19 protein-coding genes are annotated in these 16,582 nt (G+C 55.8%); 10 read left to right on the top strand and 9 right to left on the bottom strand.

Features of this window, described 5'->3' with window-relative positions; translation table 11 throughout:
* Positions 1-16: 16 nt before the first annotated feature.
* The 3 genes from AC01ZF_RS08050 to AC01ZF_RS08040 all read right to left on the bottom strand — a co-directional run bounded on the left by AC01ZF_RS08050 (position 17) and on the right by AC01ZF_RS08040 (position 1,336).
* The gene (locus tag AC01ZF_RS08050) at positions 17-826 is read right to left on the bottom strand and encodes an ABC transporter ATP-binding protein (protein WP_424677397.1); all 810 of its coding nucleotides are present in this window, start codon (positions 824-826) and stop codon (positions 17-19) included.
* 154 nt (positions 827-980) lie between these two features.
* Complete coding sequence (locus AC01ZF_RS08045) at positions 981-1,136, bottom strand: hypothetical protein (protein ID WP_424677398.1); 156 nt, start codon at positions 1,134-1,136, stop codon at positions 981-983.
* Positions 1,136-1,336 carry a hypothetical protein gene (locus AC01ZF_RS08040; protein WP_424677399.1) on the bottom strand — a complete coding sequence of 67 codons (201 nt, stop codon included), beginning with the start codon at positions 1,334-1,336 and terminating at the stop codon, positions 1,136-1,138. Before AC01ZF_RS08040 ends, AC01ZF_RS08045 begins: the two co-directional genes overlap by 1 nt.
* 190 nt (positions 1,337-1,526) lie before the next feature.
* Here AC01ZF_RS08040 and AC01ZF_RS08035 point away from each other — a divergent pair, with 190 nt between their 5' ends.
* From AC01ZF_RS08035 to AC01ZF_RS08025, 3 genes are all read left to right on the top strand, one after another.
* A complete protein-coding gene (locus tag AC01ZF_RS08035) occupies positions 1,527-2,618 on the top strand; it encodes a HEAT repeat domain-containing protein (protein WP_424677400.1) in 1,092 nt (363 codons plus the stop codon).
* A gap of 8 nt (positions 2,619-2,626) precedes the next feature.
* Positions 2,627-4,318 carry a SpoIIE family protein phosphatase gene (locus AC01ZF_RS08030; RefSeq protein ID WP_424677401.1) on the top strand — a complete coding sequence of 564 codons (1,692 nt, stop codon included), beginning with the start codon at positions 2,627-2,629 and terminating at the stop codon, positions 4,316-4,318.
* A 91-nt stretch (positions 4,319-4,409) separates the two neighbouring features.
* The gene (locus AC01ZF_RS08025; protein WP_015941149.1) at positions 4,410-4,745 is read left to right on the top strand and encodes an STAS domain-containing protein; all 336 of its coding nucleotides are present in this window, start codon (positions 4,410-4,412) and stop codon (positions 4,743-4,745) included.
* Positions 4,746-4,816: 71 nt separating this feature from the next.
* Here the strand turns inward: AC01ZF_RS08025 and AC01ZF_RS08020 are convergent, their stop codons facing one another.
* The 3 genes from AC01ZF_RS08020 to AC01ZF_RS08010 form a co-directional block, all read right to left on the bottom strand.
* Entirely contained in the window at positions 4,817-6,427 is a 1,611-nt protein-coding gene (locus AC01ZF_RS08020) for an ABC transporter permease (RefSeq protein ID WP_428112500.1), read from the bottom strand.
* A 53-nt stretch (positions 6,428-6,480) separates the two neighbouring features.
* Entirely contained in the window at positions 6,481-7,530 is a 1,050-nt protein-coding gene (locus AC01ZF_RS08015) for an iron ABC transporter substrate-binding protein (protein ID WP_428112502.1), read from the bottom strand.
* 166 nt (positions 7,531-7,696) lie between these two features.
* A complete protein-coding gene (locus AC01ZF_RS08010; protein WP_424675925.1) occupies positions 7,697-9,028 on the bottom strand; it encodes a M20/M25/M40 family metallo-hydrolase in 1,332 nt (443 codons plus the stop codon).
* Between the two features lie 156 nt (positions 9,029-9,184).
* Here AC01ZF_RS08010 and AC01ZF_RS08005 point away from each other — a divergent pair, with 156 nt between their 5' ends.
* The gene (locus tag AC01ZF_RS08005) at positions 9,185-10,150 is read left to right on the top strand and encodes a COX15/CtaA family protein (protein WP_424675924.1); all 966 of its coding nucleotides are present in this window, start codon (positions 9,185-9,187) and stop codon (positions 10,148-10,150) included.
* 138 nt (positions 10,151-10,288) lie between these two features.
* Positions 10,289-10,918, top strand: coding sequence for a DUF4388 domain-containing protein (locus AC01ZF_RS08000; RefSeq protein ID WP_424675923.1), 630 nt, complete (start codon positions 10,289-10,291; stop codon positions 10,916-10,918).
* Positions 10,919-11,131: 213 nt separating this feature from the next.
* Here the strand turns inward: AC01ZF_RS08000 and AC01ZF_RS07995 are convergent, their stop codons facing one another.
* The gene (locus tag AC01ZF_RS07995) at positions 11,132-11,482 is read right to left on the bottom strand and encodes a hypothetical protein (RefSeq protein WP_424675922.1); all 351 of its coding nucleotides are present in this window, start codon (positions 11,480-11,482) and stop codon (positions 11,132-11,134) included.
* Between AC01ZF_RS07995 and AC01ZF_RS07990 the strand changes: the two genes are divergently transcribed.
* Positions 11,481-11,948, top strand: coding sequence for a hypothetical protein (locus AC01ZF_RS07990; protein WP_428132021.1), 468 nt, complete (start codon positions 11,481-11,483; stop codon positions 11,946-11,948). The genes AC01ZF_RS07995 and AC01ZF_RS07990 overlap by 2 nt on opposite strands.
* Before the next feature lie 154 nt (positions 11,949-12,102).
* Here AC01ZF_RS07990 and AC01ZF_RS07985 read toward each other — a convergent pair whose 3' ends face one another.
* Positions 12,103-12,276 carry a transposase gene (locus AC01ZF_RS07985; RefSeq protein WP_424675929.1) on the bottom strand — a complete coding sequence of 58 codons (174 nt, stop codon included), beginning with the start codon at positions 12,274-12,276 and terminating at the stop codon, positions 12,103-12,105.
* 432 nt (positions 12,277-12,708) lie between these two features.
* On the opposite strand from AC01ZF_RS07985, the gene AC01ZF_RS07980 reads away from it, so the two are divergent.
* Positions 12,709-13,506, top strand: a complete 798-nt coding sequence (locus AC01ZF_RS07980; RefSeq protein WP_476575263.1) for an alpha/beta fold hydrolase — start codon at positions 12,709-12,711, stop codon at positions 13,504-13,506.
* Between the two features lie 139 nt (positions 13,507-13,645).
* On the opposite strand, the gene rplS is transcribed toward AC01ZF_RS07980, so the two are convergent.
* Positions 13,646-13,996 carry a 50S ribosomal protein L19 gene (rplS, locus tag AC01ZF_RS07975; RefSeq protein WP_015941140.1) on the bottom strand — a complete coding sequence of 117 codons (351 nt, stop codon included), beginning with the start codon at positions 13,994-13,996 and terminating at the stop codon, positions 13,646-13,648.
* 228 nt (positions 13,997-14,224) lie between these two features.
* On the opposite strand from rplS, the gene AC01ZF_RS07970 reads away from it, so the two are divergent.
* Genes AC01ZF_RS07970 through AC01ZF_RS07960 form a run of 3 tightly spaced genes read left to right on the top strand, consistent with a single transcriptional unit; the run spans position 14,225 to position 16,565 of the window.
* Entirely contained in the window at positions 14,225-14,683 is a 459-nt protein-coding gene (locus AC01ZF_RS07970) for a chemotaxis protein CheW (protein ID WP_424675919.1), read from the top strand.
* Positions 14,680-15,093, top strand: coding sequence for a hypothetical protein (locus tag AC01ZF_RS07965; RefSeq protein WP_428132023.1), 414 nt, complete (start codon positions 14,680-14,682; stop codon positions 15,091-15,093). The genes AC01ZF_RS07970 and AC01ZF_RS07965 overlap by 4 nt, the downstream gene beginning before the upstream one ends.
* Positions 15,090-16,565 carry a methyl-accepting chemotaxis protein gene (locus tag AC01ZF_RS07960; RefSeq protein WP_424675917.1) on the top strand — a complete coding sequence of 492 codons (1,476 nt, stop codon included), beginning with the start codon at positions 15,090-15,092 and terminating at the stop codon, positions 16,563-16,565. The genes AC01ZF_RS07965 and AC01ZF_RS07960 overlap by 4 nt, the downstream gene beginning before the upstream one ends.
* The last annotated feature ends 17 nt before the right edge of the window (positions 16,566-16,582 follow it).

Here is a 16,582-nt window from a genome sequence, read left to right as displayed (position 1 = left end):
GGTAGACGAGTGCCGATTACGCTAGGGGTATTGCGTGTTCGCGACCAAGGTAGGCATCGATCACTTTCGGATCGCTCCGCACTTCGTCCGGTGTGCCATAGGCGATCAACTGACCGAACTCGAGCACGGCAACCCGATCACTAATATCCATCACCACCCCCATGTCGTGCTCGATCAGCACGATTGTCGTCCCGTATTCCTCGTTAATATCGAGGATGAAACGAGCCATATCCTCTTTTTCTTCACTATTCATTCCGGCCATCGGCTCATCGAGCAGCAAGAGGCGCGGATTCATTGCAAGCGCCCGGCCTAATTCAACCCGCTTTTGCAGACCATACGAAAGCGATCCAACCATCTTCTTGCGGATCGACTGAATTTCGAGCAGATCGATCACCTGCTCGACAAATTCGCGATGCTCGACCTCTTCCCGTTGGGCACGCCCCCAATAGAAACCACCACTGAAAATGCCGCTCCGCATATGAATGTGACGACCGAGCATGAGGTTATCAACGACCGTCATGTGGCGGAAGAGTTCGATATTCTGAAACGAACGGGCAATGCCAAGGCGTGCAATCTGGTGTGGGGGTAGACCGATAATGTTGCGCCCTTCAAACCGAATCTGTCCCTGTTGTGGGCGATACAGACCGCTGATGCAATTGAGGAGACTGGTTTTGCCGGCTCCGTTAGGACCAATGATCGCCTGGATCGTGCCGGGGTAGATGTTGAAGGTTACTGAGAGTAAGGCGCGCACCCCACCAAAACTGAGACCAATATGGTCAATCTCCATTTGGGGTGCAGGCAATACTGCCGAATCACGATGCGTCATGCGATCCTCATTGACCTACGGGTCACATAAACGGTACGCTGCTTATCTTGCAATCGTAATGATGCTGTGCGCAACGTTGCGATCAACCAATAACGTATTGATGGGGAATAATCGTTGTCTATTATAATGAAGAATAGCCGATTGCGCAAATAGTCTAGTTCCGCCGTAGTGCGTAGAGAAACACGCCGGCCAGTGCCAACCACACCCAGTGCCACCAACCAAACGGTTGCTGAAAAGCGACCACAACCGAGATCACTACACATATCAGACCGAGGATAGCTAACAGCGCACGACGATAGACCGGTGGCATCAAGTTTCCTCACGTACAACTACAAATGCAATCGCCAGCAGCGCAATCGCTATCAATAGCAAGAGAGAAAACGCTAAATTACCGGTCGCACTGATCAAAAAGATCGTCATCGCGATGACGATAATTGCCATCATGATGCATCCACGGCGCACTCGCCGTACACTGACGGCAACATCGGGGTCTTCATGAGGTTGTTTCATGGTCATTACCTTTAATTTTGTATCACTTCCCCGCCATCTTACCATAGCACGCACACTTTACGATCTGTCATCGTTTTGCAATCTGAGATTAGTACTAAAGTACTGTGTTATCTATTCGCAGTATGGTATACTACATAAGTAGGCGCGGTCATCTTTAGGTCGCAATAGCGCACGGAGAAAGGAGCTGCCGATGTTTGACCGCGAAACGTGGCGGCAGCGGATCGCCGAACGCTTTAACAACTTCGCCCGCAACCCTCGGCAGGAGATCCAAGTCACCGGTGTGAACACTGTGCTTGGCTTCTTAGCTGCGCGTGCGCTTGAACCGTTCCTCGAAGCATTTCAGGACGAACCGGTAGCAGCTGTACTGACCCTCGCCGAGATTTCACGTGGTCCCGGCGCCAACCATCTCGTGCGTCGTGCTTTCCACTGGCGCTACCAATTGGCACACCTGATCGAACGTGAGCTGCGTTCACGGCCTGAATTGCGGATCACCGTCGAAGAGATTCTGATGGCCTTAAACGTGATCCATCTGGCCCGCCAACGGTTGAATAGCTCACGTGACGAATGGCTACGCCTGACCCTGCTCGCCGAACTTGACACCTTTGAACCCGGTGATTTCGAGCAACTTCGTCGCCAGTTGTACGATCCCGGCTGGCAAAGCCGCTATGAAGCCATTCGCCGTCTGCGTGTACGCGAAGGCAATTTTACTGCTGCCGATCTGGTCTTGCTCCACGATGGGCTGAGTGATAGTGCCTCACACGTGCGTGCAGCAGCAGCTCGTACCCTCGGTCTCATCACCGGTACACCGCCACAACCCCTCGTCAAGACGTTAATCCGTCTTGCGATCCACGATTGCGATCTGGAAACCCGCTTCGCCGCCGCACGCACGCTCGGTCAACTGCGCGACCGTATTGCTTCACCACAATTGATCGATTATCTGGTTGAATGCCTCAAAAATCCCGATAGCTTCGTCCGCTCGGCAGCAGCATTGGTGGTGAGCCAGTTGGGCGAGATAGCCGGTACCGCTCCGGTGATCGATCACCTCCTCGTTATGCTCAACGATGTCGATGCTTACGCTCGTGAGTCTGCCGCGCGCGCCCTTGGTCGTCTCGGTGTCGCTGCAGCGACCGCTACCGTCCTGAATGCGCTTGCCCAGGCCGTTGATGATGCTGACCCTAATGTCCACGAGGCAGCAGTTGATGCCATCGCTCGACTGCGGAAGCTACGCGCTACCCTACCACTCACGCAGAGCCGCCATCCCACGGAGCCATTAGCAGTCTAGAGGATGGCATGCAGCGGTACATCAGCGTCTTCGCCGATTGGAACGCGATCCCGACGTTACTGGCCTTTAGCGATGAGCTGGAAGCCAATTGGCGCATGCCCGCCGATTATGGGTATCTGCTGCGACTGGTGATTGAAGAAGTCGCAACCAATATCGTTAAGTATGGGTACCACGATCATAACCGCGATCAGATCCATCTGAGCTGTACGTATGATCAGGGAATCTTGACCATCACGATCCGCGATCGCGGCCAGCCGTTCGATCCACTCACTGCACCACCGCCCGATCTGCACGCCGCCGCCGATCAACGCACTCTCGGCGGGCTAGGTATCTTCTTTGTGCGCGAATATGCCGATACGCTCACCTATCATCACGACCCCGATAGCGGTTGGAATGAGTTGACCGTCACCAAAACGATGACGATGCTCGACCGGCTGCGCAGCCTACCCCTGTTTCAGGCAGTTCCTGAAGCGGTTCTGTCCGCGCTCGCGCCTCGCCTCGCCGAATGCCGGTTGGCCCCCGGCGAAGTATTGTTTCATCAGGGTGATACTGGTCACGAATGTTATGTCGTGTTGAGCGGTGCAGTTGAGGTGATTACGTTCGTCAACGGGGCTGAACTGCGCTTAGAGGTGTTTCACAGCGGCCAAATTATTGGCGAGATGAGTTTGATCGATCACAGCCCCCGTTCGGCAACGGTGCGGGCAATTGAACCGAGTCGGCTGGTCGCTCTCAACGAACAGGTTTTTGCCACGTTGATCGGTTCGAGTCCCGCATTGGCAATGCACATGCTGCGCAGTATTGTGAGTCGGGTGCGCAATACGAACCAACGGATGATCCACGATCTCGAACGGAAGAATGCTGAGCTGCTTACCGCCTATCAACAGTTGCAAGCGGCGCAAGCCGAACTCATCCGCTACAACCGGCTTGAAGAAGAGCTTGACGTTGCCCGCCGGATTCAGCAATCGTTTCTGCCCCGGGTTTTACCACAACCGCCCGGCTGGCGTATCGCCGCTTTTAGCCGCGGTGCACAGGCCGTCGGTGGAGATTTCTTCGATACCATCCCGCTTCCCGATGGCCGCATTGGATTGATCGTCGCCGATGCGTGCGGCAAAAGTGTTACCGCCGCACTCTTTGTGGCACTTAGCCGATCACTTCTGCGCGCTACTTCACAGGCTGCTGCCAATCTCCCGCATAGCACCGATAACGGCGCTGCGCTGTTGCAACATACCATTGGTCTCACCAACGACTACATTTGCCGCGAGCACGGTGAAGCTAATATGTTCGTTACCCTCTTCTATGGCCTGCTCGATCCGACCACCGGTCGCCTCCTCTACGCGAATGCCGGTCACAATCCACCGTTGCGGGTCAATCACGACGGCACCGTTGTCGAAGAGCTGAGTGAAGGGGTTTTACCGATCGGGATTGTCGTCGAGCAAACCTACGAGGTACGTGAGCTATACATCGCCCATGGCGAAAAACTAGTTGCATTTAGCGATGGGATTACCGAGGCGATGAATTCGTCCGGTGAGTTATTCGGTGATGAGCAATTGCATCACGTATTGCAAGCACATGCCACGCAGACGGCGAACGACCTGGTTGCTACGGTGGTAGCCGCTGTCGATGCGTTTGCCGCCGGAGCACCTCAGGCCGATGACATCACTCTCTTGGTTGTTGAGCGATTGCCGGCAGAACAAGCATAGCCCGTCTAACGAGCGTGCTATAATGCTTGTACCCTCTACCTTTCCGAAGTAGGAGCATATGAACAAACGCTCTAGAAAGGGAGTTGTCGGCGTGAACACCGAGCAAGTAGACGATGTGCTGATTATTCAGCTTCCCGCCCGACTGGACGCTGCGGGCGTGGCAGCGATTGAGTCGGATTTAGCATCAACCATTACCGGCCACGGCGGTAAGGTTCTAGCCGATATGACAAACGTTAACTTTGTCGCCAGTTTGGCCCTGCGCATGCTACTGAGCAACCTCCGCGCAATCCAACCGCTCGGAGGTGATTTGCGACTCTACGGTTTACAACCGCAAATCGCCGAAATCTTTCGCAAAAGCCGGTTCGATACCCTTTTCAAAATCTACCCCGACCGCGAAACAGCGCTGGCAGCCTATCGTAATCGGTAACATACCGTGTATAATCGAGAGCAGACAATAGTGGGGCAGTCGTGGTAGGCTGCCCCATAAGCTGTTGACCACTACTCTGTCCGCTCATTGATCAGCATCAGCGCCATTGCTCCCGCCGATACAATGAGTAATACTAACGCCGGCGCAGCAGCTTGTGTGAACATCGCTTCTGATGTCGCACTCCAGATCATTGTAGCTAAAGTGGGAAAATCGGTTGGACTAAGTAGTAACGTTGTTGGTAACTCTTTGATCGAGGTGAGAAAAACCAGCGCTGCTGCCGACAACACACCGGGCATGATCAGCGGTAATGTAATCCCGATAAAGACGGTAAACGGAGCACGCCCTAGTGAACGGGCCGCATCTTCTACCCGTGGATTCATCTGCTGTAACGTAGTCCGTAGCCCGCCTACTGCCTGTGGCAAAAAGCGAATTGCCAACCCTAACAGTAGCATTGGTAACGTTTGATAAAGCCATGGCACAAAATTGGCCCCGAAGAATACGAGTGCTAACGCCACAACAATACCGGGCAGGGCATAACCGGTGTATGCTGCGGCATCGAGTAGACGGCTCAGTTGCGACGGAAAGCGGGCCACAAGGAGAGCAATCGGCACGGCCATCACGACGGTCAAGAGCGCTGCACCACCGGCAGCCAGTAACGAATTGCCCAGCGGACGCCAGAGCGTGGTGAGGGTTTGGCCGTTCAAGAGACCACGGATCAACCAATAGCTAAGTGCGATTAGCGGCATCCCAACGCCCAAGAGCGTGATTAGTCCGGCATAGAGTGCAGCCGGCCAACGCCACCATCCAATATCGGCCAACCGACGCAACCGCGCCACGGCACACGTCGTCCGACTCATACTTGGTCGTCCCCGGATCAAGTGCTCAATCCCTATCAGGCTGAGGGTCAACCCGATCAGCACCAGTGCCAACAGGGCTGCGCCGCTTCGATCGAACGAACCACGATACTGCACATAGATGGATCGCGTGAAGGTTTCAAATTGCAACAACGAGACCGCACCAAAATCGCTCAAGCTGTAGAGGGCAGCGAGCAGAGCACCGATCGCAATTGCCGGACGCACCTGTGGCAGTAAAATTCGCCAGAACACTAGCCATGGACTATCACCCATACTCCGGGCTGCATCTTCCACCGCCGGATCGCAGCGCAACAATGCTGCGCGCATGTTCAGCAAAACATACGGGTAGCTGCTCAACGTAAGGGCTAACACTGCTCCGGCAAACCCATAAATCGGTGGCAACCGCTCAACACCGAATGGGGCAAGCATCTGCTGCAACAGACCCACCGGACCTAATACCACAATAATCGCAAAGCCGTTGATGTACGACGGCACCGCTAGTGGCAAAGCAGTAGCAATCGCCCAAAACCTGCGTCCTGGAATGTCAACACATACCGTCAACCAAGCCAACGGCGCGGCGATAACCACACTGAGCAGAGCCGTAGCTATCGCCACACCCAGGCTGTTGAACACCACCCGCAGCGTTCGCGGACGAAGCAACACGGCCCACGCATCGGGTCCGGCTTCCAACGCGCGCACTATCAAGTAGCTAATCGGCAACAATACCAACATCACAACGGCCAAGCTCAAGCCGATCAGCAACCACGGTTGCCGACGGAGCGACGCTGTGGATAGAGCAGTCGGAGCAAGGGTAGTACGGCGGATCATAGACATCCAACAAGGTGCCGCGATCGTATGCGGATCGCGGCACGTGAACACGATTACAAAGCGCCCACCTCGCGGAGTAATTGCAGCGTACCCTGTAAATCACGCAACTGATTCAAATCGATATTAGGCGTTTGGATCTCGGACAAGGGCTTTAATCGCGGATCGGGTTGTACATTACCGGCCAGCGGATACTCGAAGGTCTGTTCGGCAAAATAACGCTGACCATCGGTTGACAGCATATACTCGATCAGCCGCTGCGCTTCGGCAACATTCTTGGCCGTCTTGAGAATGCCAACACCGGCAATATTGATCAGCGCGCCTACATCACCATCAGGCGGATAGTAGTTAGCGGCCGGTAGTGTATCGCCTGATTGACGCTGCAATTGGTACAGGTAGTAGTGATTCACAAACCCGACATCAATCTCGCCGGCAGCTACAGCCTGCACGATTGCCGCATTGCGTTCATACGTCTTTACCTCATTGGCAATCATCCCCTCTAACCATTTGCGCGTTGCTTCTTCGCCCAACTGTACGCGCATTGCCGTAATAAAGGCTTGGAATGAACCGTTGGTCGGCGCCCAACCAACACGCCCACGCCATTGCGGATCGACAAAACCGGTAATCGAACGTGGTAGGTCGGCCTCGGTGAGCTTGTTGGTGTTGTAGACAACCACACGAGCGCGACCACTAATCCCAACCCACCGACCATCCGACGAGCGGAAACGTGCTTCAACCTGATTGAGTACATCGGTCGGGAGCGGGATCAACACATCGGCTGCAGCTAGTGCCCCCAATGCTCCGGCATCTTGGGCAAAGAAGAGATCGGCCGGGCTATTGGCTCCCTCTTCAAGGATCGTCGCCGCCAATTCGGCGGTATCACCATAACGAACTTCAACCGGAATTCCGGTAGCCTCGGTGAATTGGGTAAAGAAGGGACCGACGAGGCTCTCACTGCGGCCAGAATAAACGACCAGTTTCGCCGGGGTTTGCGTCGGAGTAGATGCTGCCGGGGTTTGCGTCGGAGTAGATGCTGTCTGATTACCACATGCTGCGATCATAAGCGCAGCGATGATCAACACACCTATACGAGTCACCTGATTCACGGTATCACTCCTCAACCTTGGTTGTTCTTCGTGACAAATCGACACAACCTTGCGCAAGGTCGAGGGTTAGTATATGCTAACGTTCGGTGAAAGTCAAGCTAATTTACGAACATTTTGGTTGAAATATTTTGAAAAAGATTGTGAATTGACTGTGCAAGGGGCGAAGTTAGACCCACAATCGGTCGAGCAACTCGATCAACAGTTGACTGTGTCGACTAAGGTCAGCGAGGGCAATATGCTCATTTGGGGCAAAAACGGTACTCTCTACCGGGGTAAAGCCGATACTAACCGTAGGCACCGGATGCACCTCGGTCAACACACTAAATGGGATGGGATAGGGGCCGGCAGGGACAACTGCTGGCGGACGTTCAAATACTGTCGCACCAATAGTGGCTACCCGGCTAACAAAGGGATTATCGGTTGCCGTCACCCATGGCGCATAGCCACCAGGCAGACGTTCGACGATCACATCGCCAAAACCCTTCTCATTGAGAAATTGCCGTATCAACTCGGTGACGGCATCGGGCTGTTGGCGCGGCGCCAGTTGCAGATCAAGCAACGCTGTTGCAGCCGATGGAATACCCGGCAAATCATGGTGTGGCTCAACCGTCAGCGCGCTCACATTGCACGTTGGCAGCGTCACCTCCGACCGGCTCAAGGCTGCACCATCGATACCAAAGAGAAATTGATCGATCTGCCAGGCTTGTCGACGCGCGCCAGAAGCGAGTTGCAACTGCCGAATCATCGCATTATCGGCGCGCGACGGACCTTCAACCGCATCGTAGAACCCTTCGATACGCACGTCTTCATCGTCGCCTTTCAGCGCAGCCAATGCCCAAATTAAGCGCCAGAGTGGGTTGGCAACGCTAGTGGCAAACCCGGCCGGTAAGGGGTACGCTGGACCACGGGCGACGAGCTGCAGCCGGAGCCATCCTTTACTACCACTAACACAAATTGGTGTCCCATTCGCGTCACGATCGCCAATACTGGCCAGCACCGCGTCACATTGCAGGAGATCGGCATGTGAACGTAACGCTTCGGCTAATCCCGGACTACCGCTGTTGGCGGCACCCTCTATCACCAGGATCACCCCACACGGCAAATTACCTTCGCGTTGCACAACAGCTTGCAACGCAGCCAGATGCGCAGCCAGTGCCCCTTTCCCACCGGCTACGCCTCGTCCAAACACTTGCCCATCCCGTTCGGCTAACTCAAATGGTTCCGATAACCAGTAGCGCCACGGACCGGTCGGTGGTGTATCGTAATAGTGGTACAGCAAGAGGGTTTGTGGGCGACGACCGACGCGATGAGCGATGATCACCGGTGCAGGTGCCGAGCTAACAATCCGCACCTGCATGCCGAGCAAACGGACAAGGAACGCAATATGTTCGGCAGTAGTGCGCAACTCATCGGGCTGGCCGGTAGTCGATGGCTGCCGACAGAGATGGCGTAACACCCGGACAAGCTGTTCTGTTGATGGCGGTGCGTGGATCGTCACCGGAATCGCCCCTCTAATAGCGTCGTATTCCGCTTGGTGAACGAATTATAACACGGTGTTTACTGCGCGTTGTGTGAAGACCATGTTAGAATAAAGTGCGAACTGTCACATTATTCTTGCAACCCGCGGCCAACGGTCGCGGCGGGAGGTTACAGCATGGATTCCCGACACCGTGCATTTGTCAACTTTGCGTGGCTGAATGTCGGCTACAACTTGCTGGTGATTCTGTGGGGTGCGTTTGTGCGGGCCACCGGTTCAGGGGCCGGTTGTGGCGATCACTGGCCGTTATGCGATGGTCAAGTCATCCCACGTTCCCCTGATACGGCCCAACTGATCGAGTTCTCGCACCGGGTGACGAGTGGTATTGCCCTGCTCTTGGTGATCGCCCTACTGGTTTGGGCCTTACGTTTGTTTGCTGCCGGCCACCCGGCACGACGCGCTGCCATTGCTGCAATGGTGTTCATGATTATCGAATCACTGATCGGTGCGGCATTGGTACTGTTCCAATTGGTTGCTCACAACGCCTCGCTGACACGCGCACTCTCTCTCGGCCTCCACTTGGTGAATACTTTCTTGCTCATTGGGTCAATTGCCCTGACGGCATGGTATGCGAGTGGTAAACCGGCTCCTGAAGTACGCGGTAAGGGTAGGCTGTTGGCAATGCTGATAGCTGCCCTCGTGGGCACGGCAATCGTCGGTTCGAGTGGTGCAGTGACCGCACTTGGTGACACCCTGTTACAGTTGGGGGTTTTACCCGGCGGTGTCTCCCAACCGATCAACCGTGATAGTCATCCGCTCGTGTTGATGCGTATTATTCATCCGGTACTTGGCACACTGGTCGGGTTGGCGATGATCTCACTTGCCCAACAAGCAATACGCCATGACCCCTCGCCAACGACGCGGCGACTGGCATGGATAACGGCAACGATCTTTGTCGGCCAAATCTTCTTGGGTGCGCTGAACGTAATCCTTAAAGCACCGGTTTGGATGCAGTTGGTGCATCTACTCTTTGCCGATCTGGCATGGCTGGCCCTGGTGCTGCTGGGAGCAACGTTGTTAGGCCGACCTGGCACCGTTGTGGTCACGCCGACACCGATCGTCTCAAGCTCGCCAGCACGCTAGTTTCGTGACAAACGATTGTTCGGGTGTCCTAGTCAACGACGGTACTCTGGTCATCTTGTTGCCACATGTAGTGTCGTGGTATAGTCAATTTAAAGGGCATTCCTCTGCTGCCATGCTACCTAGTCTGGGAGGCCCACGATGGCACTACACGGTACGTTGCAACAAGCATCGTTACGAGAGTTGATCGATCTTGCAGTGTACAGTTCACTTACCGGATCACTCGATATTACCGGCGAGCGATCCGGTCGTATCTATTTTTTAAACGGCCAAATCTATCATATCGAATGCGATGGGCAGATCGGCAGCGAAGCACTTGGTCTTTTGTTAAACGTACAGGATGGGACGTTTAACGTTATCAGTGGTGCGCGCAGTGAGCATCAATCGGTGTGGGGCGATCACGAGAGTATCATTCGTAACGCCGAGCGCACTGCCCTGCGTTGGCGGCGACTTTGGCACCACGTACCTTCACTCAATCTGATACCAGTGTTGGTTGTCTCTGAGAATGAAGCGAAATGCCAAACGAGTGTGGCGTTGCATGTGCTGATTGAGGCAATTGACGGGTGTAAGCGATTAGATGACCTCGCCACCGAGCTGCGCTGGTCGGCAATTGATGTTGTGGAAGGCGTCGTGCAACTCATTACGCAACGGTTAGTACGGCTTGAGCACGCGCAATCTGTACATCGCGAACCCACACCGGCCCCTTCTCCCCGACCGACCCCGTCGGTGATGTCGTCTGTTGATCGACTATTAGCTATTCTTCGTTCGTGACTACTCCCACGTATGCACCGTGGGCTTCTAGGGATTTGCACCCAGGCTGTGTAGCCCCACAGCCACTCTATTCCGTGCGGCGTGGCGATTACGGTCGATTGCCACGCCGCACGAGAGTCACTGATCACGCGAACGGACACATCCTTGTTCACCACCGCGCGATACTGGCTGCCGCGTTGCGATGTCCCGCGTGGATCAACTGCCAGCTACCACCTACCGCCACGCGTAGCCTTGGAGTGCGTCGACCTGGCAGGTGGTTCCTTGTGGCATCGGCCCTACGGTTTGCCGGCGTGTGGTGGTTGATCGCCGTGCGATGGGCAGGTCTGCCGCGACGGTCATTTCGACCTCATTCACGAGACGGCGGCTGAGTGAATGCGCGAAGTCGTTGCGACGGTGCGCAATGCGTTCGTGAATATGCACCACCACCGTATGTCGTGGGGCGCGTGCCGGCGTTCCCTTTGCAGTGTTCGACCAGTGACACGGTGCGTTGGCGCCCGCCGGTTCGTCTGTGCGGAAGAAGTGCAGGTTCGCAATCGGTTTCGCCTGTGGGCAAGGGAGCGACATGCATCACGCCACCATCACTCCCCACGGTGCGTTGACGTTCGGGCAACCGTTCAGGTTCGGTGACCACGCTGAACCAGGCGTCCCGCGTGCCCGTCCTGGCGCGCCGGATCGTGAGCGTTGTGTTCGTGTCTGCAAGCGGACGATGCGCGATGATTGTCGACCGGTCACGCCATTGCCCGTTCATCTGGTACGCATCCACATACGGATACGTGAAGCAGTCGTACCTGCCGTTGCCGCGCACACGCAGCTCCCCAGGCGTGTCACCCGCCTTGACGCGCCGGAAGAACGCCGTGAACGCCAGGTCAACCTGTTTGGTCACGCGCGGCACCACCGGGGCGTGAACCGTGTGCAGCGACGGACGCGCCGCGTTCCCGATTGGGATGCGCCGCTTGGTGTCGTCCCCATCCGCCGGGCGCGGTTCGTTGTCCCATCCGGCCTTGTGGTACGCCAGCGTATCGTTGTCTGAACAGCGACATGCGTCAAGCACCTGTACCAACAGGCATCCGTGACCGTTCGTTGGCGCAAGCCGGAATTGGGAGGTACCGCGGAATAGCAGCTACCCTGCTGGTTTGTAAGGTACTACTGCACCACGTTGCGAGTCATCGTGCCGACCGAGGTCGTCATCTTACTGCGCGTCTACTACGTCGGGATGCACGTGTTCCACGAGGGAACCTCGTGCCCTGTACTTCGTGGGAGGTACGACCGTTGATAAGGGCGACGACCGTATGTCTTCCACTCCGCGGATCACCATCAAGCAGGAGATGGACGTGATCCGGTTGCACCACGTGATCCATCACCACATCGCCGTACCCTGCTGATTATGCCATCACAAGGTCGCGCATCCGTTCAGCAACCGCGCTCGTCAAGACCTTGCGGCGAAACTTGGGACAGAAGATAACGTGGTACTGGTCACGAGAGTCAATGCTGTGCTTCGTATGATAAGGCGTACTCGTTTGACGGACTTCCATATCCTGCCGATGGTATATACGCAGCTACAGTATAACATAGAACATGTGTTTCTGTCACGTCTAATCCTGCTCAAGCGAGAAACGGGTGTATATCCCAGGACTAAAGCACCTGGAGTTGACGCCCTTCGTTCCTCATACCGACCTCGTTGCGGTGAGAAACTCGCGTTGTGACCCGATACAGGCGGGTGAGCTACCCGCCTCTTTCGTTTTTATGGCACAATACGATACATCATCACGTATGGTGAACAGGAGGAGGCTATGAACATCAGCTCTCCAACCGGTGCGCAAATCCACTACACCGATGTGGGTAGCGGTCTACCAGTAGTTTTACTACACGCTTTTCCGCTTAGTTCAGCCTTGTGGCGCGCCCAAATGACGACCCTGACCGACCGTTTTCGGATGATCGCACCCGATCTACGCGGATTTGGCAACTCACCACCCATACCACTGCCCCAATCGCTCGACGATTACGCTGCCGATGTGATTGCGCTCCTTGACGCATTAGGTATTGAACGAGCAGTTGTGGCCGGCTTGTCGATGGGTGGGTACATCGCCTTCGCTATCCTCCGCCAAGCCCCCGAACGGATCGGCGGCCTCTTGCTGGCCAACACGCGCGCAACGGCTGATACAGACACAGCTCGCGCTAATCGTGCGGCTAATGCCGAACTTGTGCTCCGCGAAGGTAGTGCAGCGTTGGCCGAACGCCTCTTGCCGAATCTGCTGGCGCCGACAGCCGTTGAATCGCTACGGGCTGAATTGCAGGCAATAGCAGCGGCTAATCCGCCTGAAGGTATTGCTGCCGCGCTCCACGCGATGGCCGCTCGACCCGACTCTACCTCGTTACTCAGCCAGATTCGTGTTCCAGTCACCGTTGTCGTGGGAGCAGAAGATACGCTTACACCACCCAGCGAAGCTCGCACGATGCACGAAGCGATTCCCGGTAGCCGGTTTGTCGTCATTCCCGGAGCAGGTCATCTTAGTGCTATTGAGCGATCCGCCGAGTTTAACCTGGCCCTTACCGAGCTGGTGATGCGGGTAGAGGCCGGCAGCCGCTAACGTCGTAATGCAACGGGATGGGAGTTGGCGAAAGTGTTAAAACTAGTGTGGGGTATACCACGATGGCTACCCCACACCAGCGATAGCGAGGTTGATTATCACCCGTGCTATCGGTATCGTTTCATACCACCTGACACGACTAGCGGCGCTCGCGGATCCGAGCAGCCTTGCCGGTGCGCCCACGCAGGTAGTAGAGCTTCGCCCGCCGAACTTTACCTTGCCGGATAACCTTGATGTAGTCGATCCGCGGTGCATGCAGCAAGAAGGTACGTTCGACCCCGATTCCATGGGATGCGATCCGGCGCACGGTAAAATTCTCGTTAATCCCTTCACCCCGACGCCGAATGACGACACCCTCAAAATCCTGTACTCGTTCGCGGTTACCTTCAACCACCTTTACGCCGACGCGCACCGTGTCACCAACGCGGAATTCGGGGATATCGGTGCGATACTGGCGCCGGCCTAGCTCTTCAAGTAGTTGCTGCGACACGGCGTCGCTCCTTTCACCTAATGCCGGCAGGCGCCCGCATGGGAGCGGGACTGCACGGCGTCCTGACACACAAATTTGGCAGGCGGCGTTGTCTCCGCCTGCCAGATGATAACAATTCCGTTCCCGATTATAACACAGTTGGGCAGCGGCGGCAAGTTATCTACCTTTGATCGATTCACCCGAAACACGTTATAATCGCTGACAATAACGAATTTTGGCCGATGTCTTATGCAGCCATCAACGCAAACCGTTTCGTACAAAGAATATCTGCTTTTTCGCCTTGCCAACGAACTGTACGCTCTCCCCGGAAAAGCGGTGCGCGAGGTAGTGCGTTGGCATACACCAACGCCGATACCGGGCGCACCACCGCTCCTGCCCGGTTTACTTAACCAACGCGGTCAGATTCTACCGGTGATCGATCTACGACTCTTACTCGGTTTGCCTGCGACGATACCCGATCGGGCGACACGCCTCATCTGGATACATCAGGATGACATCGAGGCTGCATTGCTGGTCAATGCCGTCGATGATCTTGTTGCCATCGAATCTTCCCTCCTCGAACCACCACCGGCCCACCTCACCGGCCCGGCCCAACGAGTGATTCACGCCGTCTTTCGTTATCAAGAGCAGCCTGTAGCCTTACTCGATCTGGCTGCCGTTTTTGCCTTTGTTAAGGAGGCTGCGTGATTTTACTGATCACAACGGTTTACCGTCGCTATCTATGCCGCCAACACGATGTTGATAGTATTAGTCAACCTACCACGGCCGAGCGCGATGAACGCGGTCGCCCGATTGTGCGCTACCAACTAGGGCCGCTCCTTGATCCGAACGATCCACCGGCGAGCGGTCGCTTGCATGCGCTGACCATCGCCATGCGCCGTCGTGTGGTCGAATTGACGGCACCGCATGTCGATCTGCTGGTCACTGCTCCGTCAATCATTCCGCTCGCACCGTTCGTCATGGCTCATTTACAATTGCCATGGGTCAACGGCGTGGCCCTGCTCGACAATCAACCGGTCGTTGTCCTCGATCTCCGCCGGATCGCAACCGATGTGGCCCTCGGTCTGCGTCTAGCCCACCATAAGGAAGCACTATGAAAGCGGGAACATCCACTACGGCTACAACTGAACTTGCCGCTCTCCGCGAAAACCGCACGATCTTGCACTGGCTCATCTTGGTCAGCGCGACACTATTAGTGTTCTTCTGGGTGGTTGGTCTGATTGTGTGGTTGAACCAGTCCACCACCACGTTCTCCTTTGCAATCGCGAGCGCCATAACCTTGATCGGCGTAACTATGTACGGCTTAGCAGGGTGGCTTCTCCAATCCCAACACATCGCATTGAGCCGACGCTGGCTCTTTTTGGCGATGATTACCGGCGCAGCGATGGTTATCATCCTGTTCGGTGGTGCTGATGGAGCGCGTACCGTTGTCTTGCTGGTACCGATCATTAGCGCCGGTCTCCTCGGTAGCGGACGCGATACACTTATTGTGATTATCAGCGGTATCTTGGTGTATGCGGCATTGCTACTCGGTGAACAACTCGGTGGTCTACGACCATTATTAGACGATAATGTTGTGATTGATGCCGGTTTTCTGCTTACAACCATTAGTGCAATCGGTACATTAGCCTGGCTGAGTAGCCGCGATCTCAATCGGGCACTGGCCGAATCGCATTTGCGTGCTACCGAGCTACTCCGCAAGACCGAACAGTTGATGGAGAAAAATATTCAACAGGTTGAGCTAGGCAGCGAATTGGCCGCAGCGGCTGCCGAGTTGCAGGCCAATTCCCAACAACAGGCCGGCGGAGCAAGCGAGCAGGCTAGCGCTGTCTCTGAGGTCTCGACCACGATTGAAGAATTGGGCAGTACGGCCCGCCAAATTGCCCAAGCGGCAGAACACGTCTCGGAAGCTGCCCAACAGACGCTTGAGCAGTTGAGTAGTGGTCAAGATGCGGTTGATGAGAGTATTCAGGCAATGGAACGCATCCGGCAGCGCGTCCAAGATATTTCGACCCGCGTGCTCGGCTTGGGAGAGCGTTCCCAGCAGATCGGCGAAATCATCGACCTGATCGACGATATTTCTGATGAAACCCATTTGCTCGCGCTGAACGCCGCCATCGAGGCTGCCGGCGCCGGTGAGTATGGTCGCCGATTTGCCGTGGTGGCGGCTGAGGTAAAGAGTTTGGCCAATCGTACCCTTGCTGCGGCCAAAGAGGTGAAAGGGGTGATTGCCGAGATCCGACAGGCGACCAGCGCCGCCGTATTGGCCGCCGAAGAGGGCAGCAAAGAGGTTGAGCGCGGTGTTGAACTGGCCCATCGCGCCGGTCAGGTTATGGACAATATCGTGATGGTGGCCGAACGCACGGCTCAGGCTGCCGCCGAGATCGGGCTGGCAACTGCTCAACAGCAAAGCGCCAGTGAGCAGGTCGTCGAGACGATGCGCGAAATCGCGGAAGTTGCCCGTCAATCCGCACAAAGCGCACGCCATATGGCCGAATCGGCAGCAAAACTCACCGCTATAGCAGCTCGCTTGCACGGCTTGGCCCAAATCGACACCGATCACGCTTAGTGAGAATGCCGATGATC

The sequence above is a fragment of the Chloroflexus sp. genome, assembly GCF_056331925.1.
This window is presented reverse-complemented; position numbering and strand designations above follow the sequence as displayed.